23 protein-coding genes are annotated in these 23,414 nt (G+C 69.0%); 18 read left to right on the top strand and 5 right to left on the bottom strand.

All coding sequences use genetic code 11. The features are described from left to right. The first annotated feature begins 9 nt into the window (after window positions 1–9). The 8 genes from kdd to ABD255_RS12595 all read left to right on the top strand — a co-directional run bounded on the left by kdd (window position 10) and on the right by ABD255_RS12595 (window position 8,941). Window positions 10–1,071, top strand: coding sequence for an L-erythro-3,5-diaminohexanoate dehydrogenase (gene kdd / locus ABD255_RS12630; RefSeq protein WP_344213209.1), 1,062 nt, complete (start codon window positions 10–12; stop codon window positions 1,069–1,071). 4 nt (window positions 1,072–1,075) lie between these two features. Beyond that, window positions 1,076–2,713 carry an amidohydrolase gene (locus tag ABD255_RS12625; protein ID WP_344213207.1) on the top strand — a complete coding sequence of 546 codons (1,638 nt, stop codon included), beginning with the start codon at window positions 1,076–1,078 and terminating at the stop codon, window positions 2,711–2,713. Further along, complete coding sequence (kamD, locus tag ABD255_RS12620) at window positions 2,710–4,278, top strand: lysine 5,6-aminomutase subunit alpha (RefSeq protein ID WP_425554407.1); 1,569 nt, start codon at window positions 2,710–2,712, stop codon at window positions 4,276–4,278. The genes ABD255_RS12625 and kamD overlap by 4 nt, the downstream gene beginning before the upstream one ends. Then, a complete protein-coding gene (gene kamE / locus ABD255_RS12615) occupies window positions 4,275–5,033 on the top strand; it encodes a lysine 5,6-aminomutase subunit beta (protein WP_344213203.1) in 759 nt (252 codons plus the stop codon). The genes kamD and kamE overlap by 4 nt, the downstream gene beginning before the upstream one ends. Continuing rightward, a complete protein-coding gene (kal, locus tag ABD255_RS12610; RefSeq protein WP_344213201.1) occupies window positions 5,030–5,419 on the top strand; it encodes a 3-aminobutyryl-CoA ammonia lyase in 390 nt (129 codons plus the stop codon). The genes kamE and kal overlap by 4 nt, the downstream gene beginning before the upstream one ends. Window positions 5,420–5,996: 577 nt before the next feature. Beyond that, the gene (lnt, locus tag ABD255_RS12605) at window positions 5,997–7,562 is read left to right on the top strand and encodes an apolipoprotein N-acyltransferase (protein ID WP_344213199.1); all 1,566 of its coding nucleotides are present in this window, start codon (window positions 5,997–5,999) and stop codon (window positions 7,560–7,562) included. Between the two features lie 27 nt (window positions 7,563–7,589). Further along, complete coding sequence (locus ABD255_RS12600; RefSeq protein ID WP_425554406.1) at window positions 7,590–8,405, top strand: polyprenol monophosphomannose synthase; 816 nt, start codon at window positions 7,590–7,592, stop codon at window positions 8,403–8,405. Between the two features lie 2 nt (window positions 8,406–8,407). Next, entirely contained in the window at window positions 8,408–8,941 is a 534-nt protein-coding gene (locus tag ABD255_RS12595) for an FxsA family protein (protein WP_344213197.1), read from the top strand. Between the two features lie 81 nt (window positions 8,942–9,022). On the opposite strand, the gene ABD255_RS12590 is transcribed toward ABD255_RS12595, so the two are convergent. Continuing rightward, the gene (locus ABD255_RS12590) at window positions 9,023–9,406 is read right to left on the bottom strand and encodes an RNA polymerase-binding protein RbpA (RefSeq protein ID WP_344213195.1); all 384 of its coding nucleotides are present in this window, start codon (window positions 9,404–9,406) and stop codon (window positions 9,023–9,025) included. 236 nt (window positions 9,407–9,642) lie between these two features. On the opposite strand from ABD255_RS12590, the gene ABD255_RS12585 reads away from it, so the two are divergent. From ABD255_RS12585 to ABD255_RS12550, 8 genes are all read left to right on the top strand, one after another. After that, window positions 9,643–10,035 (top strand): efflux RND transporter periplasmic adaptor subunit, encoded by a 393-nt coding sequence (locus tag ABD255_RS12585; RefSeq protein ID WP_344213193.1) that lies wholly within the window; start codon window positions 9,643–9,645, stop codon window positions 10,033–10,035. A 104-nt stretch (window positions 10,036–10,139) separates the two neighbouring features. After that, window positions 10,140–11,480, top strand: a complete 1,341-nt coding sequence (locus tag ABD255_RS12580) for a sugar ABC transporter substrate-binding protein (protein WP_344213191.1) — start codon at window positions 10,140–10,142, stop codon at window positions 11,478–11,480. Further along, window positions 11,477–12,457 carry a carbohydrate ABC transporter permease gene (locus ABD255_RS12575; RefSeq protein WP_344213189.1) on the top strand — a complete coding sequence of 327 codons (981 nt, stop codon included), beginning with the start codon at window positions 11,477–11,479 and terminating at the stop codon, window positions 12,455–12,457. The genes ABD255_RS12580 and ABD255_RS12575 overlap by 4 nt, the downstream gene beginning before the upstream one ends. Continuing rightward, complete coding sequence (locus ABD255_RS12570; RefSeq protein WP_344213187.1) at window positions 12,454–13,320, top strand: carbohydrate ABC transporter permease; 867 nt, start codon at window positions 12,454–12,456, stop codon at window positions 13,318–13,320. The genes ABD255_RS12575 and ABD255_RS12570 overlap by 4 nt, the downstream gene beginning before the upstream one ends. A gap of 4 nt (window positions 13,321–13,324) precedes the next feature. Beyond that, entirely contained in the window at window positions 13,325–14,578 is a 1,254-nt protein-coding gene (locus tag ABD255_RS12565) for an alpha-L-fucosidase (RefSeq protein ID WP_344213184.1), read from the top strand. A gap of 53 nt (window positions 14,579–14,631) precedes the next feature. Beyond that, window positions 14,632–16,104 carry a polysaccharide lyase 6 family protein gene (locus tag ABD255_RS12560; RefSeq protein WP_344213182.1) on the top strand — a complete coding sequence of 491 codons (1,473 nt, stop codon included), beginning with the start codon at window positions 14,632–14,634 and terminating at the stop codon, window positions 16,102–16,104. After that, a complete protein-coding gene (locus ABD255_RS12555; RefSeq protein ID WP_344213179.1) occupies window positions 16,101–17,072 on the top strand; it encodes an AraC family transcriptional regulator in 972 nt (323 codons plus the stop codon). Before ABD255_RS12560 ends, ABD255_RS12555 begins: the two co-directional genes overlap by 4 nt. Window positions 17,073–17,082: 10 nt before the next feature. Next, a complete protein-coding gene (locus tag ABD255_RS12550; RefSeq protein WP_344213177.1) occupies window positions 17,083–18,522 on the top strand; it encodes a polysaccharide lyase 6 family protein in 1,440 nt (479 codons plus the stop codon). An 8-nt stretch (window positions 18,523–18,530) separates the two neighbouring features. On the opposite strand, the gene ABD255_RS12545 is transcribed toward ABD255_RS12550, so the two are convergent. Beyond that, window positions 18,531–18,908 carry a LysE family translocator gene (locus ABD255_RS12545; protein WP_344213861.1) on the bottom strand — a complete coding sequence of 126 codons (378 nt, stop codon included), beginning with the start codon at window positions 18,906–18,908 and terminating at the stop codon, window positions 18,531–18,533. A 13-nt stretch (window positions 18,909–18,921) separates the two neighbouring features. Continuing rightward, on the bottom strand, window positions 18,922–20,295 hold the full coding sequence (locus tag ABD255_RS12540; protein ID WP_344213175.1) for an MFS transporter: 1,374 nt from the start codon (window positions 20,293–20,295) through the stop codon (window positions 18,922–18,924). Between the two features lie 33 nt (window positions 20,296–20,328). Here ABD255_RS12540 and ABD255_RS12535 point away from each other — a divergent pair, with 33 nt between their 5' ends. Further along, window positions 20,329–20,823: a GNAT family N-acetyltransferase gene (locus ABD255_RS12535; RefSeq protein WP_344213173.1), complete on the top strand. Its 495-nt coding sequence runs from the start codon at window positions 20,329–20,331 to the stop codon at window positions 20,821–20,823. Here ABD255_RS12535 and ABD255_RS12530 read toward each other — a convergent pair. Further along, entirely contained in the window at window positions 20,813–21,571 is a 759-nt protein-coding gene (locus ABD255_RS12530; protein WP_344213171.1) for a glycerophosphodiester phosphodiesterase family protein, read from the bottom strand. The two genes, ABD255_RS12535 and ABD255_RS12530, sit on opposite strands and share 11 nt — an antisense overlap. Before the next feature lie 26 nt (window positions 21,572–21,597). Between ABD255_RS12530 and ABD255_RS12525 the strand changes: the two genes are divergently transcribed. After that, window positions 21,598–22,749 carry an aminotransferase class V-fold PLP-dependent enzyme gene (locus tag ABD255_RS12525; protein ID WP_344213169.1) on the top strand — a complete coding sequence of 384 codons (1,152 nt, stop codon included), beginning with the start codon at window positions 21,598–21,600 and terminating at the stop codon, window positions 22,747–22,749. A 3-nt stretch (window positions 22,750–22,752) separates the two neighbouring features. Here ABD255_RS12525 and ABD255_RS12520 read toward each other — a convergent pair whose 3' ends face one another. Next, window positions 22,753–23,379 (bottom strand): methyltransferase domain-containing protein, encoded by a 627-nt coding sequence (locus ABD255_RS12520; RefSeq protein ID WP_344213167.1) that lies wholly within the window; start codon window positions 23,377–23,379, stop codon window positions 22,753–22,755. Window positions 23,380–23,414: the final 35 nt, after the last annotated feature.

Genomic DNA, 23,414 nt, shown 5'->3' with positions numbered 1-23,414 from the left:
GGAGGCCCCGTGCCGGACACAGCAGGTTCACCCGTCGGACTGCACCGCGTACTCGAGCCCGCCGGGGTCCTCCCGCAGGCCGCGCAGCGGCTCGACGCGTCACCCGGGCTGTGGCCGGACGAGATCCGGATCTCCGTCGAGCGGCTGAACCTGGACGCCGCCTCCTACCGGCAACTCGCCGAGGCGCACGGCGGCGACGGCGACGCGGTCCGGGCGGCGGTGCTGGAGATCATCCGGAGCCGGGGGAAGATGCAGAACCCCGTCACCGGCTCCGGCGGGATGCTCGTCGGCGTGGTGGACGAGGTCGGCCCCGCGTCGCCCCTCGGAGTACGGAAGGGCGATCGGGTCGCGACGCTGGTGTCGCTGACGCTCACGCCGCTGCGGATCACCGACGGACTGGAGAAGTGGGACGGCCGCGGCGAGCAGGTCCCGGCGCAGGGGCACGCGATTCTGTTCGCCCGCTCGATCGTGGCGAAGCTTCCGGACGACCTGGTTCCCGAGTTGTCGCTGGCGGTGATGGACGTCTGCGGTGCGCCGGCGCTGACCGCGCGGGTGGTGCGCCAGTATGTCGACAAAGGCATAAAGCCTGTCGTGTCAGTAATTGGCGGCGCAGGTAAAAGCGGCTCGCTCTCGCTGGCCGCCGCCCGCCGGGCCGGAGCCGCGCGCACCATCGGCATCGTGCCGGTCGACGCCGAGGCCGAGCGGCTGACCGCGGCCGGCCTGGCGGATGTCGTCGCCCTCGCGGACGCTCGCGATCCGGTCGCGCTGGCGAAGGCCGTCGAGGAGGCCGGGGGACCGGCGGACATCACCGTCGTCTGCGTGGACGTGCCCGGGTGCGAGCACGGCGCGGTACTGTCGACGGCCGCCGGCGGCACGGTGATCTTCTTCTCGATGGCGACCTCGTTCTCGGCCGCGGCGCTCGGCGCCGAAGGACTGGCCGCGGACGTCACCATGCTGGTGGGCAACGGATTCGTGCCCGGCCACGCCGACTACGCGATCGACCTGCTGCGCTCCGAGCCGGGTGTCCGTGGCCTCTTCGAGGGCAGGCTGCAGGCGGAGGGGCAGGATTAGCCCTGTGCGCACACTTCTGACGAACGGTTCCGTCTACTCACCCGCTGACCCGCATGCGACCGCGATCGCCTTCGACGACGGTGTCGTCACCTGGCTGGGCGATGACAGCAGCGCGGCCTCCTACGCGACCGGCGCGGACGAGGTGATCGACCTGCGGGGCAAGCTCGTCGCGCCCGCCTTCGTCGACGCGCACGTGCACGCCGCCCAGACCGGTGCGCTGCTGACCGGTCTCGACCTGACCGGCACGGCCAGCCTGACCGAGTGCCTCGATCGCCTGGCCGCCTTCGCCGCGAAGCTCGGCCCGGACGAGCTTATCGACGGCTCGGGCTGGGACGAGACCAGCTGGTCCGAAGGCCGCCCACCCACGAACGCGGAGCTGGACCGGGCGGCGGACGGACGTCGCGTCTACCTTTCCCGGGTCGACGGTCACTCCGGCGTCATCTCGTCCTCGCTGATCGCCGCGGTCGAAGGCCTGGCGGCGCAGGAAGGCTTCGACCCGAACGGCCGGGTCGAGCGCGACGCTCACCACGCCGTCCGGGACGCGCTCAGCGAGTTGCTCGGGCCTGACCAGCGTCTGGCCGCCGCGCGAGCCGCTGTGAAGGCGATGGCCGAGCGTGGCATCGGGGCGTTCCACGAGATGGCGGCGCCGCACATCGGGCCGCTGTGGGAGCTCCCGCTCGTTCGCCAGGCCGCCGAGGAGCTAGGGCTGTCGGCCACCCTGTACTGGGGTGAGCCCGGCGTGTTCGACCGCGTCGACGAGTTCGGCCTCGCGGGTCTGGCCGGCGACCTCAATGCTGACGGCGCACTCGGCTCACGCACCGCCGCGCTCCGCGACCCGTACTCCGACCGCGCGGACCACCGCGGTCACGCTTACCTCACTGCCGAGCAGATCGCCGAGCACGTGGTCGCCTGCACCGAACGTCCAGTCCGGGGCGGTGGGGCGGGGAAGGAGTCCAACTCAGTGCAGGCAGGCTTCCACTGCATCGGCGACGCAGCCCTCGACAACATCGCGCGTGGCTTCGAGTTGGCGGCCGAGAAGGTCGGAGTCCAGGCGCTCGTCGCCGCGCGGCACCGGCTGGAGCACGTCGAGATGGTCGACGACGCGGCCATCGCGACCCTCGCCCGCTGTGGCGTCGTCGCGAGCGTCCAGCCCATGTTCGACCGCTTGTGGGGCGGACCGAGCGACATGTACGCCGAGCGCGTGGGTGACCGTTGGACGGGCATGAACCCGTTCGGTTCGCTCGCCCGTTCCGGGGTCGTCCTCGCCTTCGGCTCCGACGCACCCGTGACTGAGCTCGGCGCCTGGGAAGCCGTTCGCGCGGCCGCGTTCCACCACGAGCCCTCCCAGCGCATCACCGTCCGGGCAGCGTTCGCGGCGCACACCCGCGGTGGCTGGCGAGCTGCCGGGATCGACGACGCCGGAGTACTCGCGCCCGGCTCGGCAGCGACGTACGCGGTCTGGGAGAGCGACGCGGAACTGGTCGTGCAGACGCCCGACCAGCGGGTCGCGGCCTGGTCGACCGACCCGCGCGCCGGCGTACCGGTGCTGCCGGACCTGAGTGATGAGGCACCTGTGCCTGTTTGTCGGCGGACCGTGGTCAGCGGCCGCATCGTGTACGACTCTGAAGGATGGTCCTCGTGACCCGTGCAGTGAAAAAGCTGGACCTGGATCCAGTCACGGTGCGCAAGGCGCGCAGCCTGGCCCGCAAGGCCGGGCGCCCGATCGTGAACATCGCCAAGCAGCACACGACCGTCTCCGTCGAGCGAGCCGTACTGCGCCTGGCGGGGCTGGCCGGCGCCGACACCGAAGGCATTCCGTGGGTGAACCGGCTCGCCGACACCGTGCGCGCCGACGTCGGCCTGGAGCACGGCCTGGCCCTGCCGGTGTGGGACGCGTTGCTCAGGGGTGAAGCCGAGGACCTGTCCGTGCTGGCGCAGAAGGCCGCGTCGGGCTCGGTCACGTTCCGCCTGCCGGAGGGGCGCGACGCAGTACGGGCTCGGGCGGCGGCGCGGAAGTCGGCAGCGGCTGGGATGAAGCTGGTCGACGGACGCCGGCGTGAGCGGGACCGGTTGATCAAGCGGCACGGCGATCCCGAGCAGCGGCCGTGGATCTACCTGATCGTTGCCACCGGCGACATCTACGAGGACATCCCGCAGGCCCAGGCGGCCGCACGAGCGGGCGCGGACATCATCGCGGTGATCCGGTCCACCGGCCAGTCGCTGCTCGACTACGTGCCCGAAGGGGCGACCCGCGAGGGTTTCGCCGGAACGTATGCCACGCAGGAGAACTTCCGGCTGATGCGCGCCGCGCTCGACGAGTCGTCGAAGGAGCTCGGCCGCTACATCCGGCTGACCAACTACGCGTCCGGGTTGTGCATGCCGGAGATCGCGACGCTGGCGGGGCTGCAGCGGCTCGACATGATGCTGAACGACTCGATGTACGGGATCCTGTTCCGCGACATCAACCCGATCCGGACCTTCGTGGACCAGCGGTTCAGCCGGCAGATCCACGCCCGCGCCGGGATCATCATCAACACCGGCGAGGACAACTACCTGACCACCGCCGACGCGGTCGAGGCCGCGCACACGGTGACGGTGTCGCAGTTGCTGAACGAGTACTTCGCCAAGGAGGCAGGGCTCGAGGACTGGCAGCTCGGTCTGGGGCACGCCTTCGAGATCACCCCGGAGATCCCGGACTCGTTCCGGATGGAACTGGCGCACGCGATGCTGGCCCGGCAGCTCTTCCCGGACGCGCCGCTGAAGTGGATGCCGCCGACCCGGCACATGACCGGCGACGTGTTCCGCGGCTATCTGCTGGACGGCTTCTTCAACCTGGTCGGGGCGATGACGGGTCAGGGCATCCTGCTGGTCGGGATGATGACCGAGGCGGTGGTGACGCCGTGGATCTCCGACCGCGACCTGGCGCTGCAGAACGTGCGCTACGTATTGGGTGCCGCAGGCAACCTTCATGAGGACTTCCACCCGGCACCGGACGGCTTCATCGCGCAGCGCGCCCGGCAGGTGCTGGGGGAGTCCGTCGAGCTGCTGGAGCGGATCGTCGACGACGGCCTGCTGAACGCGATCGGCGACGGCACCTTCGGTCTGATGAAGCGCCCGCAGGACGCCGGCCGCGGCCTGGACGGCGTCGCCAAGCGGTCCGCCGCGTACTACAACCCGGCGATCGAACTCCTCGAGGAGGCGCAGTGAGCATCATCCGGCCGTATGGCGACACCACCGGTGACGGCATGGTGCAGATGTCGTTCACGTTGCCGGTCCCGCACGACAAGCGGGCCGAGGGGGCGGCGATCCAGCTGGCCAACAAGATGGGGATGGACCCGGCGCTGGTCGTACACGCCAAGCCGATGGGCCCGGACTTCACCTTCTTCGTCGTCTACGGGCCGGTGAGCCACCTGGTCGACACCAGCAAGGTCGAGGTGATCGAGCGGGACTACCCGCTGCTGTCGCCGAAGGACGCGAACCTCGCCATCCGCAAGGGCCTGCGCCGCCGGCTGACGGTGGTCGGTGCCTGCATCGGGACCGACGCGCACACCGTCGGGATCGACGCGATCATGAACATCAAGGGATTCGCGGGGGAGAAGGGCCTGGAGTACTACCGGGAGCTGAAGGTGGTCAACCTCGGCGCCCAGGTCGCCGTACCGGAACTGGTCCGGCGGGCCAAGGCGGAGAAGGCGGACGCGATCCTGGTCTCGCAGGTGGTCACCCAGCGAGAAGCGCATGTGCTGAACACCAAGGAGATGTCGGCCGCCTTCCGCGAGGCCTACTCCGAGGACGCCCGTCCTGTTTTAGTTGCTGGCGGCCCCCGTTTCACCGAGGCGATGGCCGGCGAGCTCGGCGTCGACCGGGTGTTCGGCCGCGGTACCACTCCCGGCGAGGTGGCCAGCTATCTCGTCGATGCCCTCGTCACCCGTCGCAAGCCCACCCCCGCTCGGAGAACTGCATGACCAAGGCAACCATCGGCCTGTCCGTCACCCACCGACGCTACGTGCCGTACAGCCACGCGCACTACGCCGGCAACCTGGTCGACGGCGCGTACGTGCTCGGCCTGTTCGGCGACGTCGCGACCGAGGTGTGCATCCAGGCCGACGAAGATGAAGGATTGTTCGCTTCCTACTCCGACGTGCAGTTCCTGCAACCGCTGCGGGCCGGCGACGTGGTCGAGGTGACGGCAACGATCACCCGGGTCGGAAACCGGAGCCGGGAGATCGAGTTCGTCGCGACGGTGGTCTGCCGCGGGCGCGCGGACCGGTCGGAGTCGGCGGCCGAAGTACTGGCGGAGCCGCTGGTGATCACCCGCGCCACCGGAACGGTCGTCGTACCGATCGGGTGAAGGACTGGTTGCCGATGGTAACGAGCACGGTGAGTGCTGAGACGGCTCTGTAATGTTATCCGGCCTCCGTTGCCTCGTTTGACTTAGCAGGCCGGGCAAAAGTGTTACAACGGCTTCAAGTAGGCGCCGGAGAGGTTGACACCACGCCCGCGAACGAGCATCGTTTTGGGAGTCGTCATATCCCGTTTCTCCAACGGATCAAAGAAGTTCGGCCACCGGATGATCCCGCGACGCTGACCAGGCCAGTGCCAGGCTTGAGTCGACGGGGGCTGAGATCGGCGGTGGTTAGCCCCCCGCGGGGCAGAGGTGGAAGAGGCTCGGCGCCCAGTAGACAACAGCCGGCCGGCTCGCAACCAGCGGGTCGACGGTTGGTCCGAAGGAGCGCCGAGCCTCTTTCCTTTACCCCGCCCTCGGAAAAGCCGGCCTCGCCTTTTCCGCTCCTGTTTTCTGGTCCGGCCGGTCTTCTATTTCCCGACCGGCACTTCCCGGCTACTGACCGGATACATCCGGGCGTCCCGAACGTTGTACCGTCGTGCGACCGGCACCTGCCGGGACGGTGAGGCGAGGGAGTACCCGAGTGGAGCGGTTGAGGGCGCTGTGGCGCATCCTGCCGAGGTTGATCGTCGCGGTCGGCGCAGGCGCGTTGCTCGGTCTGGTCTTCGAACCGCACGACCACCCCTGGCTCGCCTTCCTCGCCGTGCCGCTATTGCTTGCCGCGCTGAGCGGCGTCTCGATGAAGGCCGGCTTCCTGATCGGCTCCGGCTTCGGTATCACGTACTACGCGGTCCTGGTCCCGTGGCTCAGCATCATCGGCGGCGACGCCGCGATCGCGCTGGCGGTCCTCGAGGGCCTCTTCTACGGCGTGTTCGGGATGTTCGCCAGCCAGGCCCTGAAGCACAAACTCTGGATCCTCTGGGTGCCCTGCCTGTGGGTCGCCACGGAGTACGCCACTGCCTCGGTACCGTTCGGCGGCTTCCCCTGGGGCCGGCTCGCCTGGGCGTTCGCCGACCTGCCGCTGGGCAAGCTCGCCTCGCTCGTCGGCATACCGGGCCTGACCTTCGTCATCGCCCTGCTCGGCGTTCTGGTCTTCGCCGTACTGCGGCGCCGCAGCGCCCTCAGCCTGCGGGCAGTCGCGCTGGTCGCCGGGATCGCGATCGTCGGCGTCAGTTCACTGGTCACGCTGTCGACCGAGGGGAACGGCAAGACCGTGACCGCGGCGATGGTCCAGGGCAACGTCCCCGGCAAGGGACTGGAGTTCCTCGGCCGCGCCCGCACGGTGACCCGCAACCACCTGACGGCCACTCTCGACCTGCGGAAGGCCGTCGACGCCGGCGCGCAACTCAAGCCCGACATCGTGATCTGGCCGGAGAACTCGACCGACATCGATCCGTACAAGGACGCCGCGACGCGGCAGGACATTGAGCAGGCCGTGAAGGCGGTCGGCGTGCCGATCCTGGTCGGCGCCGTCCTCGAGGGTCCCGGCCCGAACGAGCGCCAGACCACCGGCATCGTCTGGGACCCGAAGACCGGTCCGGGCGATGTCTACGCCAAGCGGCACCCGGTGCCGTTCGGTGAGTACATCCCGTTCCGCGAGCAACTGCTGCCCTACATCAAGCGGCTGGAGATGGTCGGCCGGCAGACCGCGCCCGGCAAGACCGTCGGCGTGCTGCCGATCAACGGCGTCAACTACGGCGACGTGATCTGCTTCGAGGTCGCCTACGACGACATCGTCTCGGACGTGATGAAGGGTGGCGCGCAGATCCTGGTGGTGCAGACGAACAACGCGACCTACGGCGGCACCGGGCAGCCGGAGCAGCAGTTCGCGATCACCCGGATGCGGGCGATCGAGACCGGCCGGACGGTGCTGGTCGCGTCCACCAGCGGAATCTCCGGAGTGATCCACCCGGATGGCAAGATCGAGCACAAGTCGGGCCAGTTCGTGCCCGACGTGTACGTCGCCTCGGTGCCGGTCCGCGATGCCAAGACGCTGGCCACCACGCTGGGTGGCTGGCCGCAGTGGATCTTGACCGGTCTGGGCATCATGGGAGCAGTGCTCGCCCTGCTGGCTCGGCGCAAGCCACGCGCTGCTGAGCCCGGGACCCCGCCGGCCGCGACGGAAAGCCGCGAAAAAGTGCCGGCCTAGGCACTGGAGCTAGGAGTACCGACAGCCGTGTCTACGCCCGAAGGACCGTCCGAGCAGGGTGCCGCCGAGAAGGGGTCTGCCGAGCAGGTATTCGCCGACCTGGGCCGGATCCTGGTCATCGTCCCGACGTACAACGAGGCCGAGAACGTCGAACCGATCGTGACGCGGATCCGGGCCGCGGTGCCCGAGGCGCACGTCCTGGTCGCCGACGACAACTCGCCGGACGGTACCGGTGAGCTGGCCGACAAGCTGGCCGCGAACGACGACCAGGTGCACGTCCTGCACCGGCTCGGCAAGGAAGGACTCGGCGCCGCCTACATCGCGGGCTTCCACTGGGGCCTGGACCGCGGCTACGGCGTACTGGTCGAGCACGACGCGGACGGCTCGCACCAGCCCGAGCAGCTCCACCGGCTGCTGGAGGCACTGCGTACGGCGGATCTGGTGCTGGGCTCGCGGTACGTGAAGGGCGGCGAGGTGCAGAACTGGCCGAAGTCGCGGGAGATCCTCAGCCGCGGCGGCAACATCTACACCCGGCTCGCGCTGGGTGTCCCGCTGCAGGACGCGACCGGGGGATACCGGGCGTTCCGGCGGGAGACGCTGGAGGGCCTCGGGCTGGACCAGGTCGCCTCCGCCGGGTACTGCTTCCAGGTGGACCTGGCTTGGCGCGCGATCAAGGCCGGCTTCCGGGTGGTCGAAGTACCGATCACGTTCGTGGAGCGGGAGCGGGGGCAGTCGAAGATGTCGCAGTCGATCGTGATCGAGGCGATGGCGCGGGTGGGTCGCTGGGGTCTGGCGTACCGGGCTCAGCAGCTGCGTGGTCTCGTCACGGGTAAGAAGGTCTGATCATGCCCTGGTTCGTGGCGGTCGCGTTGCTGGTGGTCCCGGTCATCGAGATCTACGTGATCATCCAGATCGGACAGGTGATCGGCGGCTGGCCGACGGTCGGCCTGCTGATCCTGGAGAGCGCGCTCGGCGCCTGGCTGATCAAGCGCGAGGGCCGGCGGGCGTGGAACGCACTGCGGACCGCGACCGAGACGGCGCGGATGCCCGGCAAGGAGCTCGCCGACGCGGCGCTCGTACTGGTCGGCGGCACGCTGCTGCTGACGGCCGGGTTCATCACGGACATCTTCGGGTTCTTCTTCGTGCTGCCGTTCACCCGGCCGCTGGCACGCAAGGTGCTGGCCGGGTTCCTGAGCCGCCGCATCGCCGGCCAGCTCGGCGGCAACCCGATCACCGGCTTCATGCCCGGCACCTACCGCCCACCCACCGCCGAAGACGCCGACCGAGCCCACCGCGAACGCCAATCGGCCTCCGACGACGTCATCCAAGGCGAGGTCATCGACCCCGACCAGCCGCAAGACAATCCGAAGTCTTCCTGACCGGCCGCCTGTGGTCTGAGGGTTTCTGACACAGCGAACGGGCCGTCGCCGCGGGTGCGGTGACGGCCCGTTCGTCGTGGATCAGGCGCTGCGCTTGCCGGTGGAGCGGGTGCGGTGCAGGTGTGCCGGGCCGATCTCGCCCGACCGGAGCAGCTGGACGCGCTCGGCCAGCAACTCCTCGAGCTCCGAGATGCTGCGACGCTCGCGCAGCATGTCCCAGTGCGTGCGGGCCGGCTTCTCCTGCTTCGGCTCCGGCTTCTCACCGGTGGACCGAGCGGCCTCGCTGCCGCAGTGAGGGCACTCCCAGATCGCGGGCACTTCGGCGTCGTGCGCCATCGTGACCTCGACCACGTGGCCGCGGGGGCAGTCGTAAGTGATCATCTGGCGCGGCGCGAACTCGACGCCGCGGTCATCCTCGAAGCTGACCCCACCCAGCCCCGAACCACGCAGAACGCGATTAGACATGTCAAACCTCCGAGATTCGTCATCCGTGCCAACGGTCGGCCGACCCGGATCATTCCCATTTTGGCATGCCCGAGCCCCAGGTACGCACCTGACAGCACCGTCATCACGCCCTGTCATCACCCATTCACAAATCACTGTGTGTCGCAAACCACAACGCCTTCGGCGCGTCATCTTCACAGCCAGTTGCCAGGAACCCGGCATCCATTCCTCAGCAACCGCCTCTAGCGTCCACATCCGTGATCAACCCAAGGGTCCTCCCACGCTCCAAACTCCGCGGCCTCAGCCTGCTCAACGTGAGCCTGGTGGCCGTCGTTCTGGCCATCGCGGTGACCGCCTATCTGCTGTTCTTCCGCAGTGACTCGGAAGCTGCCGGTACGACCCGCCCGAGCGTCGCGGTGGCTCGTGGCGACGTGACCGCGAGCGTCACGTCGAGCGGCACGTTGCAGAGCGGCCAGACGGCCTCGCCGCAGTTCGCGACGCCGGGAACGGTGACCACGATCCTGGTGAAGGTCGGCCAGGTGGTCGCCAAGGGCGCGGCGATCGCGACGATCGACCCGGCAGCGGCCGAACGCGACGTACGGATCGCGGAGCAGAACCAGATCGCGGCGGCGAGCGAACTTCGGCGGTAGACATCCGATGAGTCATTGACTCTGACGCTTGGAAAGCGCTATCTTCCGACGAAATGAGGCGCAAAAAGTACAAATTCGCCTCTTCGTCGACAGGAGAAGATGGCATGAGCGTGTCCAGATCCGGGTCCCTGAGGATGATCGCCGCCGGTGCGGCCGTGGCCCTGACGATGGCGGCCTGCGGTACCGGCGGCGGTGCCGGCGAGGTCGCCCAGGACCCGTCGGCGCCGCTGGAGTTGTGGGCCCGCACCACGCCCGGTGGCGACGGCGAGAAGGGGATGAAGAAGCTCGCCGCCGCGTTCCAGGCGGCCACCGGCCAGAAGGTCGAGGTGACGGCGATCTTCGACGACTTCGAGACGAAGTTGTCCCAGCGCGCCGCGCAGAAGGACCTGCCGGACATCGTGATGAACGACTCGTCCCAGCTCGGCACGATGGTCACCCAGGGCATCGTGCGCGAGGTCGACCTGGCCGCGGTGAAGGGCAGCGACCAACTGCTCGAGCCCGCGCTGGCCGCCGGCCAGGCTCGCGACGGCAAGACCTACGGCCTCCCGTACTCCGCGCAGGCCACCGCGCTGCTGATCCGCAAGGACTGGCGGCAGAAGGTCGGCCTGCCCGCACCCACGAACTGGGATCAACTGATCTCCCTGGCGAAGGCCTTCACCACCCAGGACCCCGACGGCAACGGTAAGAACGACACGTACGGTCTGGCCGTTCCCGGCTCGACCAAGCGTGGCTACGCGTCCTGGTACTTCTCGAACTTCCTCTGGGCCGGTGGCGGCGACTTCATCGCCAAGCAGTCCGACGGGACCTTCAAGCCCGCGATGTCGACTCCGGAGTCGGTCGCCGCGACCAAGTGGTTCCGCGATCTCGCCTGCACGGCCAAGGTGATCCAGCCCGGCGCGGCCACCATGGACACTCCGCCCGCCAACGAGACGTTCGAGGCCGGCCGGACCGGCATGTACGTCGTCGGTCCGTACCTGCTGCCGCGCTTCGACGGCGCGCTGGGCAAGGACAAGTACGAGGTGGTGCCCGTGCCGACCGGACCGAAGGACGCGACGGTGCTCGCCGAGGGCGGCAGCGTCTACCTGATGGCCGGGTCGGAGAACCAGGCCGGGCAGAACGCGTTCGCCGGGTTCGCGATCTCCGCCGACGGTCAGAAGATCGGCATGGAGGGCGAGAAGGCCTTCATCGTGCAGTTGCCGGTGAACAAGACCGTCGACATCGCCTCGGTGCGCAAGGACCCGCGCTGGACGGTGTACGCCGACGCCTATCGTGAGCACGGCCGGTACGCGCCGTCGATCCCGAACTGGACAGCGGTCCGGCAGAGCACGGCCGACACGGTGAATGCCCTGATCGCCGACTGCGGCCTGCAGGTCGAGCCCGAACTGAAGAAGCTCGACCACAAGCTCGCCGAAGCCCTCAGCCAGCAAGGTATCGGCGCGTCGTGAGCATCCGGGAGGCGCCGCTGACGGCGTCGGAAGAGGCGGTGAGCGACGGCGAACCGCGCCGGCGGAGTGCCGGGCAGGCCGTGCACAGCGGCGGCGGGCGCAAGCGCGCGGCCCGGAGCGGTCAGTGGTGGGTGCCGTGGCTCTTCCTGGCGCCCGCGCTGATCCTCTTCCTGTACTTCAAGTTCATCCCGATGGCGCAGGCCATGGTGATGTCGGTACAGGACGTCCAGCCGTACCTCGGCAACACCTGGGTGGGCACGGCCAACTACACCGAGATCCTGAGCTCGCAGGGCTTCCGGTCCGCGACCTGGAACACCATCGTGCTGGCGATCGGGACGACCTTCGGCTCGATGGCACTCGGGTTCGGCCTGGCCCTGCTGGTGGAGGGCCAGACCCGGAAGCTGAGCTTCATCCGGTCCGCGGCGTTCCTCCCGGTCGTCGTACCGATGGCCGTGGTGGCCGAGCTGTGGCGGATCATGTACCACCCGACCAGCGACGGCCTGATGAACCAGGTGATCGGCCTGGTCGGGCTCGGCCCGTCGGGGTTCATCAACCACCCCGACACCTCGCTCGCGTCGATCGTCGTCACCGGCATCTGGCGCGGCGCGCCGTACGACATGATGATCTTCCTCGCCGGGCTGGCCGGCATCGACCGCGGGCTGTACGAGGCCGCGACGGTGGACGGCGCCTCGACCCGGCAGCGGATCCTGCACGTCACCCTGCCCGGGCTCCGGGCGGTGTTCGCGATCCTCTTCGTCCTTGCCGCCGTCCGCGGTTTCCGGAGCTTCACCGAGGTGTTCCTGCTGACCAACGGCGGGCCGAACGGCTCCACAGAAGTCGTGATGACGTTGATCTACAAGCTGGGGCTGGAACAGAACCGGCTCGGCGTCGGCTCGGCCGGCGCGGTGCTGCTCTTCGCCGCCACGCTCGTCCTGACCGTGTGTGTCCAGTTGCTGCGACGGAGGAGAACCGCATGAGCGCCGCCACCGAGACCGCGCTCGGTCTCACCGAGAGCAAGGGGATCGGCGCCCGACTGGGCAAGCTCGTGGTCTACACCGGCCTGTTCGTCGTCTTCGCCGGGCCGTTGCTGGCCCTCCTGGTCAGCTCGTTCAACCACGTGTCGGATCCGACCCAGCTGAGCGTGGTACCGAGCCGGCCGACCCTCGACAACTTCCGGATCGCCTTCGACCACGGCGTACTGCGGTACCTGCTGAACTCGTTCTTCGTGGTCGGGTTCGGCCTGCTGCTGCAGGTCGCCGTGTCGGTGCTCGCGGGGTACGCACTGGCGCGCAAGGTGTTCCCGCTGATGACGCTGGTGATGGTCGCCATCCTGGCCACGATGATGCTGCCCGAGGAGGTCCTGGCGCTGCCGCTGACCTTGGTGCTGGCCGATCTGCCGCTGCTGCACGTCAACCTGATGGGCACGCTGGCCGGGATGATCGTGCCGCTCGGCGCCTGGGCGTTCTCGATCCTGGTGATGACCGAGTTCATGAAGGACGTGCCGCGCGAACTCGAGGAGGCGGCCCGGATCGACGGCGCCGGCGAGTTGCGGATCTTCGCCCAGATCATCCTGCCGCTGTGCAAGCCGGCGCTGGGCGTGATCGGGGTGTTCGGCTTCACGATGATCTGGGACCAGTACCTGCTGCCGTTGCTGGTGGCCACCAACTCGTCGGCGTTCACGCTGCCGCTCGCGTTGCGGACGCTGCGGATCGACCCGGTGGTGACGCCCGGTGTAGTACTGGCGGCGTCACTGCTGGCGTTGCTGCCGTCGGTGCTGGTGTTCCTGTTCTTCCAACGTTCGTTCGCCCGGGGACTGACCTCGGGTGCGCTGAAGGGCTGAGCTGATGACTGCGACAGAGTGGTTCCGGCGCGACCGGTTCGGGATGTTCGTCCATTGGGGCGTGTACTCGCTGGCCGCCCGGCACGAGTGGGTGAAGAGCCGCGAGCGGATGACGGACGCGGAGTACCAGCGGTACGTCGACCGGTTCGACCCGGACCTGTTCTACCCGCGCGAGTGGGCGCGTTCGGCGCGCGCCGCGGGGATGCGGTACGTCGTCCTGACCACGAAGCACCACGACGGCTTCTGCCTGTGGGACAGCGCGTTGACCGACTACACGGTGGCGAACACGCCGCATGGCCGGGACCTGCTGGCGCCGTTCGTCGAGGCGTGCCGGGACGAAGGGTTGAAGGTCGGCTTCTACCACTCGCTGATCGACTGGCATCACCCGTCGTTCCCGATCGACGGAATCCATCCGCAGCGCGACGACGAGGAGGCGAAAGCGGCGCCGCGCGACATCTCGCAGTACCGGGAGTATTTGCATGGGCAGGTGAGGGAGTTGCTCACGCGGTACGGGACCATCGACTATCTGTTCTTCGATTTCTCCTATCCCGGTACTTCGCACACATGGGGTGGGAAGGGGGCGGAGGACTGGGGTGCGGAGGAACTGCTGGCGATGGTTCGCGAGCTGCAGCCGGACATCCTGGTCAACGACCGGGCCGGGATCCCGGGCGACTTCGTCACCCCGGAGCAGTACCAGCCGTCCGGTCCGATGGGTACGGCGTGGGAGGCGTGCCAGACGCTCAACGGGAGTTGGGGGTATGACCGGGACAACTTCGACTACAAAAGTCCGGAACTGCTGGTGCGGATGCTGGTGGACGGAGTGTCCAAGGACGGCAACCTGCTCCTCAACGTCGGACCGACCGGGCGAGGGCAGATCGATCCCGAGGCCGAGACGCGGTTAGCGGCGATCGGTGAGTGGATGCGGCTGCATGAGCGGTCGATCCGCGGGTGTGGCGCGTCGGAGTATGTGGCGCCGGCGGACTGTCGCTACACGCAGAACGGCGATCGGCTTTATCTGCACTTGTTCAGCTGGCCGTTCAAGCATGTGCACCTGCCCGAACTGGCAGGGAAGGTCCGCTACGCGCAACTGCTCTCGGACGCCTCCGAGATCCGGCTGGAGGAGGCCGACCCGAACCGGGTCGCCGAGAACACCCAGCCCGGTGCTCAGCCCGCTGGAACTCTCACCCTCGCGCTCCCGGTCCGCCGCCCCGAAACCGCGGTACCCGTCATCGAACTGTTCCTCGCCCCATCCGCCTGATCCCGACGACACCCGTCATCGAGCACCCATCCGCCTGATCCGGAGGACACACCATGGATCGTCGTACTTTCCTCGCCGCAGCCGCCGCAGGCGGCGTCGCCGCAACAGCGGGCGTCGCCGGACCGGCCGCGGCCGGCGCCGCGCAGTGGCCGGCGGCGGGAACAGCACCCGCCGGATCCCGCGCGCCTTCCGGCTGTACTTTCGTTCGGTCGTTGGGCGAGTTGCGGGAGGCGATCGGACGGGCAACCCCCGGCAGCGTCATCGCGCTTGCCGACGGCAACTACGACGTACCGGCGGGGGCGCCGATCGCGATCACCGGCCTCCGGGGTACGCCGGACCGCCCGATCACCATCCGGGCGGAGACGATCGGGGGAGTGGTGCTGACCGGCGAGCAGAGCTTCGTCCTGACCGGCTCGTCGGACCTCACCCTGAGCGGCTTCGCCTTCCGCCAGCGGACCACCCTCGAGATCCCGCCGGACTGCCGGCGGATCCGGCTGACCCGCAACGACTTCCAGCTCGCCGACATCGAGGGGCTGCACTGGTTGATGGTGCGGGCCGATCACTCGACGGTCGACCGCAACGACTTCCACGGCAAGTCCACGCTGGGCATCTATCTCGGCATCGAAGGCGCCGGAAGCGACGGGATGGCCCAAGGCGTACACATCACCCGGAACCATTTCCGCGACCACACCTTCCCCGGCGACAACGGCGGCGAGCCGATCCGGCTCGGGGTCAGCCCGCGGGCGCTGACGACCGCCGGCGCCGTGGTCGAGTTCAACCTGTTCGAGCGGGCTGACGGCGACCCCGAGGCGATCTCGGTGAAGTCGTCGGGCAACACCATCCGGCACAACACGATCCGCGACAGCTTCGGCGGGATCGTGCTCCGGCACGGCAACGTCAACCGGGTCGAGGGCAACTATGTCCTGTCGGGCTCGAACGGGATCAGGATCTACGGCGACGACCACCGGATCGTGAACAACTACCTCGAGCGGATCAGTGGCTCCGGCATCGTGCTCGGCAGCGGCAACGTCCGCGACCACTTCGTGGGGGAGTCGGCAGCCTCCCGCCGCGGCAACGACGCGCCGGACCGGGTGGAGATCGCGCTGAACACCGTCCTCGACTGCGTGACGGCGATCAGCGGCGAGAGTCACCGGACCCTGCCACCGCTGGCTTGCACGGTGACAGACAATCTGTTGATGGCAGACAGTGGGCAATTGGTGAACATGCCGTTCCAGGACGGCATCGGCTGGTCGGGCAACATCCACTGGGGACAGGCAGCCGACGGCAACGCACCGGCCGCCACCCGCGTCGATCCGAGGCTGGCCGCCGGGCCGGACGGGATCAGGCGCCTGACCGCGGGCAGTCCGGCCATCAACGCGGCCACCCGCTCGTACCCGGGCGTCGGGCTCGATCTGGACGGGCAGCCCCGCGCGCGCCGAGCGGATGTCGGCGCGGACGAGTACTCGACCCGCCGCCCCAGACTTCGCCCTTTGACGGCGACCGAGGTCGGGCCGCACGCCTCGTGACACCTCAGAACGCGACGGCCCCGAAGACGGCCCAGAAGACAGCCCAGAAGGCCGCGCGAAAGACCACCCGGAAGACCGGGCTGACGACAGCCGGGCAGACGACGACCGGGCAGACGACCGCGCCGGATGGCGATACGACCCGGCGGGACGAGGAGATCATCCGGACCCATCTCGATCGGCTTCGCCTGGACCTCGTCGTCGCCGCCCGGATCACCAAGGTCCACCGCGAGTGGGCCCGTCCGCTGCAGCCGGACCCGTTCTCCCGGCTGTATCTGATCCTCGAGGGCGAGGGCCGGCTCGTAGTACGGGATCAGGAGCTGTACCCGGAGTCCGGTGATCTTTGCTACCTGCCGGCCGAGGTTCCGGTCTCGTACGAGGCGATCAGTGACAACACGTTCCGCAAGCACTGGCTGCACTTCTCCGCGCTGATCGGCGAACGGGACATCGGCGAGGTGCTGACGCTGCCGTACATCGTCCGCAGCAAGGCGCCCGAGGAAGCGGCGGCGCTGTTCGAGCAGGTCGGCGCGGCTGACCGCGATCCGCCCGGTCTTGCGACGCCGCTGAGGTTGCGCTCGGCCCTGACCGCACTGTTCGCGCACTACCTGGACAGCGCACCGCCCGGCTCGGTCCGGCTCTCTCCCCAGCAGACGACCGAGTCGGGGATCGTCCAGTACATCCAGCAGAACCTCGCCACGCTGCTCAGCGTGGAGGAGTTGGCTGCCGAGTTCGGCTACGACCTGGCCGGGTTCATGCGGCACTTCCGGACGGAGTTCGGGCTGTCGCCGAAGCAGTACATCAAGCGGGCCAAGATCGAATGGGCCCAGCGCGAGCTCGCGGCGACCTCCCGGCCGATGGAGGAGATCGCCGCGGCCGTCGGGATGGACCAGTCCTACTTCTCGAAGGTCTTCCGCCAGGTCAGTTCTGTGACACCCAGCGAGTACCGAAGGATGTACCGCCCCCACAGCTAGGAGTCTCGCCATGGATCGTCGTACCTTCTTGACCGGCGGCACGGTCGGTGCCGCCGCCGTCGCCCTCGCGTGGACCAGCCAGCGGGCCGCCGTGGCCCGGCTGACGGGTAGGACGGCCACGGTCACCTCGCTGTCAGCACTCCAGCAGGCGATCAACAGTGCCACGGCCGGCAGCAGGATCGTGCTGGCCAACGGTTCGTACGCCGTACCGTCGGGCTCGCCGATCCGGATCACCGGCAGGCACGGCAGCAGTTCGGCGCCGATCACGATCGTCGCCGAGAGCCGTGGCGGGGTGACGCTCACCGGTCCGCACAGTTTCGTGCTGGCAGGTTCGTCGGACGTGGTGATCAGCGGGTTCGTGTTCAAGCAGAGCTCGACCTTGGAGATCCCGGCCGACTGCCCCCGGATCCGGTTGACCCGCAACGATTTCGCGCTCGCGCCGGCGACCGGGCACTGGGTGGTGGTCCGCGGTGACGACGCGAAGGTGGACCGTAACGCCTTCCACGACAAGTCGACGCTCGGCTGCTACCTGGTGATCGACGGGCCGTCCGGCGACGCGATGGCGCAGCGGACGCATGTCCTGCGCAACCACTTCCGCGACCACAGCTATTCCGGGTCGAACGGCGGTGAGCCACTCCGCCTCGGCGTCAGCAGCCGCGCGCTCAGCGACGCCGACGCGACCGTCGAGTACAACCTGTTCGAGCGGGTCGACGGCGACCCGGAGGCGATCTCGGTGAAGGCCTCCGGCAACACGATCCGGTACAACACGCTCCGCTCGTCCGCGGGCGGCATCGTGCTGCGGCACGGCAACGACAACCGGGTTGAAGGCAACTATCTGCTGGCCGGCGGCAACGGGATCAGGATCTACGGCAACGACCACCTGATCGTGAACAACTACGTCGGCGGGATCAGCGGTGCCGGGATCGTGCTCGGCAGCGGGTCGGTCCGCGACCACTTCGACGGCGAGTCCTCCGACTCACGCCGCGGGAACGACGCTCCCGACCGGGTGACGATCGTGCTGAACACTCTGCGGAACAACAGCCAGGCCCTGGTCGGTGAGAGCCAGCGCACGCTCCCTCCGCTGGCCTGCCGCATCTCCGACAACCTGCTGGTCGGGGAGAGCGGTCAGTTGGTCCAGATGCCGTACACCCAGGGCCTCACCTGGTCCGGCAACATCGTCTGGGGACAGGCGAGCACCGGCAACATCCCGTCCTCAGGCTTCACCCGAGCCGACCCCAAGCTGACCGCCGGCACCGACGGCGTCTACCGCCTGGGCTCCGGCAGCGCGGCAGCAAACGCCGCCTCCCTCGACCACTCCAGCCGCGTCACAGACGACCTCGACGGCCACCCCCGCACCGCCCCGTACGACGTCGGCGCAGACGAACTCTCCACTTCCGTGCCGACCCGCCGCCCTCTCACCGCAGCCGACGTCGGCCCGAGCGCCCCCTGAGCCGGCAGTCAGTGCAACCGCTCGACCAGGAGACCCGCCGCGATCAGGATCATCGCGACACCTGATCCGCGGGTCACCGCCCGCGCGACGGCCGGCCGCGTTCGCAGTACGACGCGAGCGGCCGTCGCGACGCCGGAGTACACGACACCGCACACGACCACGTGCGACAACCCGAGCGCACCGATCTGGACGGCCACCGGCCAACTCCCGCCGACGAACTGCGGCAACAACGCCAGGAACAGCAGCAGCCCTTTCGGGTTCAGCCCGCTGATCCCAACTCCTTTGAGCAGAACCCGCCGAGCAGACCGCTCAACCCCGGCCCGTCCCGGCTTGGCAACCGTTCCTACTCCGAGCCAGAGCAGATAGGCCGCGCCAACAACGGTCAGCCACCACGGCGCACTAGATCAGCGTCGGCTGGGCGTTGCCCGCTTCGGCGATGCCGCGGCGCATGTCGACGCGGGAGAGCAGGATCAGGCCGACGAGGAAGAAGAGGCCGAGGGCAACGATGGCGGGGCGGTAGGAGCCGGTCAGCTGGTGGACCAGGCCGAAGACGAGGGTGCCGAGCCAGGAGGTGCCGCGTTCGCCGGCCTGGTAGAGGCTGAAGTACTCCGCCTCGCGCCCCTTCGGGATCAGCTGGCTGAAGGCGGAGCGCGACAGCGCCTGGGTGCCGCCGAGGACGATGCCGATCGCGGCGCCCATCGCCAGGAACGGGACGATCTGGCGGGCCGGCAGCAGGAAGCCGGCCACCACGATCACCATCCAGATCACCAGACCGCTCATGATCGTGCGCTTGGTGCCGTACCGGCGGGCGAACCGGCCGAACGCGAGCGCGCCGAAGAACGCGATGAACTGGACCAGCAGGATCGTCATGATCAGCACCTGGGTCTCGAACCCGAGTTGCTTCTCGCCGTAGGTCGAGGAGACCGAGATGACGGTCTGGATGCCGTCGTTGAAGAACAGGTAGGCGACCAGGAACAACAGCGTCATCGGGTAGGTCTTGAGGTGCCTCAGCGTCGCGAACAGTTGTCCGAAGCTCTGCCGGACCAGGCCGCCGCCGCGCACCGGTACGACGCTCGCCGGCGGCCGGTTCTTCAGCCGGACGAACGGCACGAACGTGAACAACCCCCACCACAGCCCCGCGCTCAGCAGACTCAGCCGTACCGCGGTGCCCTGGCTCAGGCCGAGCGCGTCGTGCGCCGTGACGACGCCGAGGTTGATCGCGAGCAGGACGAAGCCCCCGAGGTAGCCGAAGGCCCAGCCGCGGGAGGACACGTCGTCGCGGTCGTCGGGTCCGGCGATGTCGACCAGGATCGAGTCGTAGACGACCATCGACGAGCCGAGGCACAGGTTGCCGAGGAACAGCAGCAGCGCGCCGAGCTCCCACCGGCCGCCGCTGACGAACACCATGCAGCAGGCGGCCAGCGCGCCGGACCAGGCGAAGGCGCACATCAGCACCTTCTTACGCGGCGACCGGTCCGCGATCGCGCCGACGATCGGCAGGAACAGCGCCGACGCCAGCGTCGCCACGGTGACGACGTAGAAGGCGAGCGAGCCGGGGGAGATGCCGAGGCCGAGCACCTGGAGGTTGGTGTGGCAGGGGTCTTTGACCGTCCCGACCCGGCCGCAGGCGGCGGTCTCGGCGACCGAGGTGAGGTACGGCGCGAACAGCACGGTGGCGACGGTGGTCACGTAGCCGGAGTTCGCCCAGTCGTACAGACAGAAGCCCCAGTACTCACGCTTGTCGACGGCTGCCGGGGCCGAGAGTAATCCCATGCGCAGGAGTTTGGCAGGTGTGAGGATGACTCGGTGCCTTCTTCGATAACACTTCGGCTGACAACTTCTGAACACCATCCGGTGGTCGAGCGGCTCTGGCAGCTGTACCAGCACGACATGTCCGAGTTCCGCGGCTCGTACCCGAACGCAGAAGGCTTCTACCCGGCGGGACGGCTCCCGCTGTTCCTGACCGAGGCGGACAAGTGCGCCTACCTGGTCCACCACGACGGCAGGCCGGCGGGCTTCGCGTTCGTCCGGGGGTTGTCGAGCGGCCTGCGGGTGATGGGGGAGTTCTTCGTCGTCCGGGCGGCCCGCCGGCAGCAGGTCGGCCGTGAGACGGCTGTCCAGGTGATCCGGCGGCACCCCGGGGATTGGGAGATCGCGTTCCAGGAGGAGAACCCGGGCGCCGCGAAGTTCTGGCGCCGGGTGGTCGCCGATCTGGTCGGCCCGAACTACAAGGACGAGTCCCGGCCGGTGCCGGGCAAGCCGAAGATCCCGCCGGACAGCTGGCTGTCCTTCAGGATCTAGCCCACTCGCCCCGCTCGATCAGTACCTCGCGAAGCAGGTCCGTCCGGTCCGTGATCAGCCCGTCCACCCCGGCATCGAGGAGTCGGTGCATGGAGGCCGGGTCGTCGACCGTCCAGACGTGCACGTGCTTGCCCAGGGCGTGGGCTCGCCGGAGCAACCCGGGAGTGAGCACGCGCAGGCGGCCGTAGTACTCCGGGATCTGCAGGCAGGCGCCCGGGGAGTTCAGCCGGAACGGCGCGAACCGGAGCCGGGCGATCTCCTGCTGCCCGAACCCGGTGGCCAGGCGTTCGCCGAGCTCCCGCCGGATCAGCTGGACCCGGGCCTGGGAGAACGACGACACGCAGACCCGGTCGATCGCGCTGAGCTCACGCAGTACCTTCGCGGTCGGCAGTACGCCGTTGTCCGCCTTGATGTCGAGGTTGAGCCGGACCTGCGGGAGGTGCTCCAGCACCTCCGACAGCAGCGGGATCGGCTCGTGCCCGTTGATCCGCGCCTTCCGGACCTCGGACCACGGCAGCTGCGCGATCACCCCGGACCGGTCGGTCACCCGGTCCAGCCGGTGGTCGTGGAAGGCGACCACGACGCCGTCGCTGGTCGCGTGCAGGTCGGTCTCGAGGTACTCGTAGCCGAGCCCGACGGCCTGTTCGAAGGCGTGCATCGAGTTCTCGTAGCCGAGGTTGTCCGGGTGCAGCGCGCCGCCGCGGTGGGCCATCGCGATCGGCCCCTCGTGGTCGAGGTAGGGATACACGCCCAGAAGTATGTACCGTTTGACCAGTGACGGTACTCAGCCCCCGCCCCGACCTGTGGACCCTCGACCCCGGCGTCCTTCACCTCAACCACGGCTCGTACGGCGCTGTCCCGCGCCGGCCCCAGGAGCTCCTCGCGGAGTTGCGGGCCGAGACCGAGGCCAATCCGATGCGCTGGTTCCGCTCGGTGGCCGGGCGCCTGGCCGCCAGCCGCCTGGAGCTCGCCGCCTACCTCCAGACCGACCCGGCCGGCTTCGCGCTGGTCCCCAACGCCAGCGCCGGCGTCACCGCAGCCCTGGTCACCCTGGACACGGCAGGGGCGATCCCGGCCGGCAGCCGGATCGTGCTGACCAACCACGCGTACGGCGCCGTCCTGTACGCCGCTGAGCGCTTCGCCCGGATCAACCAGGCCGAGGTGGTCATCGTCGACGTCCCGCTGGAGGCCGACGACGCGACGGTGGTGGCGGCCATCGCCACCGCGGTGGACGACCGGACCGCCGCGCTGATCGTCGACCAGATCAGCTCGGCGACGGCGATGGTGTTCCCGATCCGGCAGCTCGCCGAGCTGTGCGGAGCCCACGACGTACCGCTGATCGTGGACGGCGCCCACGCGCCCGCGCTGATCGACGCCCCGGCCGAGGACGGCGCCGACTTCTGGACCGGCAACTTCCACAAGTGGCCGGCCTCGCCCCGGGCGACCGCCGGGCTCGTGGTGGCCGAGAAGTGGCGTACTGCGACGCTGCCGCTGATCGTCAGCTGGTCCGAGCGCGACGAACGCCTGCCCGAGCGGTTCGACATGCAGGGCACCTACGACTACGCCCCGTGGATCGCGGCGCCCGAGTCGCTGCGCGTGCTCGCGGAGCTGGACTGGTCCCGCCGCCGGCCGCAGCTGTCGGCAATGATCGACGACGGCGCCAAGCTCGTCGCCAAGGCACTCGGCACCGGCGTCGCGGAGGTGGCCCGCCCGGCGGCGACCATGCGTCTGGTGGAGCTTCCTTTCGACGGCGTGCCGTCCCCGGAGGCGGGGGAGGCCTTCAAGACGAAGGTGTCGGAGGAGCTGAAGGCCGAGATCACGTTGACCGCCTTCGACTCCCGCGTCTTCGTCCGCCTGTCAGCGCACGCCTACAACTCTCCACACGACTACGAACTACTCGCCGCCCGCCTACCGACCGTGCTCTGAAGCTCAAGGCTGCCCAGGGTTATCTGCTCTACCGAGCGTGAAGGCGCCGCCGACCTTGGGGGAGCCTTTCTCGTAGAACTCGTCGACTTCCGTGATCGTGAAGCCGGCGGACGTGATGAGGGCGGCGATCGGGCGGGTGAGGTGGCAGCCGCCGAAGAGGCGTTGTTCGAGGGGGTCGAAGCGGCGTTGCCAGCGGCGTACGGATTCGTCGGGGGCTAGGCCGTGCTCGACGAAGTGCAGGGTGCCGCCGGGCTTGAGGACTCGTCTGACCTCGCGGAGGGCGGCGTCGACGTCGGGGATGGTGCACAGCGTCCAGGTGGACAACGCGGTGTCGAAGCGGTCGTCGTCGAAGGGCAAGGACTGGCCGTCGAGACCTGACCGCTCGACCGGGATGCTGGACGCCGCCACCCGGTCGCCGGCCAGCCGCCAGCCGAGGTCGGACGGCTCGACGGCGGTCACGCGGGTCACCGCCGGCGGGTAGTACGGAACGTTGTGCCCGGACCCGAAGCCGATCTCGACGACCTCACCCGTCAGGCCCGCGCACACCCGGCGCCGCAGCGGCTCGGCCGACTTGACGCCGCACGCGACGTTGACGATCCGCGGTACCACCCGATCCGCATAGAAGCCCATCTCCGCATGCTAGTGACACGGGGTGCCAGGGGGCC

The sequence above is a fragment of the Kribbella sancticallisti genome, assembly GCF_039530625.1.
Lineage (GTDB): Bacteria > Actinomycetota > Actinomycetes > Propionibacteriales > Kribbellaceae > Kribbella > Kribbella sancticallisti.
Note: the sequence above shows the minus strand (reverse complement) of the source record. Positions and strands in the feature narration are given on the sequence as shown.

Coding starts and splice junctions, on each gene's coding strand:
- kal (WP_344213201.1), top strand. CDS start 5,030: ATGACCAAGGCAACCATCGGCCTGTCCGTCACCCACCGACGCTACGTG.
- ABD255_RS12595 (WP_344213197.1), top strand. CDS start 8,408: ATGCCCTGGTTCGTGGCGGTCGCGTTGCTGGTGGTCCCGGTCATCGAG.
- ABD255_RS12590 (WP_344213195.1), bottom strand. CDS start 9,406: ATGTCTAATCGCGTTCTGCGTGGTTCGGGGCTGGGTGGGGTCAGCTTC.
- ABD255_RS12580 (WP_344213191.1), top strand. CDS start 10,140: ATGAGCGTGTCCAGATCCGGGTCCCTGAGGATGATCGCCGCCGGTGCG.
- ABD255_RS12570 (WP_344213187.1), top strand. CDS start 12,454: ATGAGCGCCGCCACCGAGACCGCGCTCGGTCTCACCGAGAGCAAGGGG.
- ABD255_RS12565 (WP_344213184.1), top strand. CDS start 13,325: ATGACTGCGACAGAGTGGTTCCGGCGCGACCGGTTCGGGATGTTCGTC.
- ABD255_RS12560 (WP_344213182.1), top strand. CDS start 14,632: ATGGATCGTCGTACTTTCCTCGCCGCAGCCGCCGCAGGCGGCGTCGCC.
- ABD255_RS12550 (WP_344213177.1), top strand. CDS start 17,083: ATGGATCGTCGTACCTTCTTGACCGGCGGCACGGTCGGTGCCGCCGCC.
- ABD255_RS12540 (WP_344213175.1), bottom strand. CDS start 20,295: ATGGGATTACTCTCGGCCCCGGCAGCCGTCGACAAGCGTGAGTACTGG.
- ABD255_RS12520 (WP_344213167.1), bottom strand. CDS start 23,379: ATGGGCTTCTATGCGGATCGGGTGGTACCGCGGATCGTCAACGTCGCG.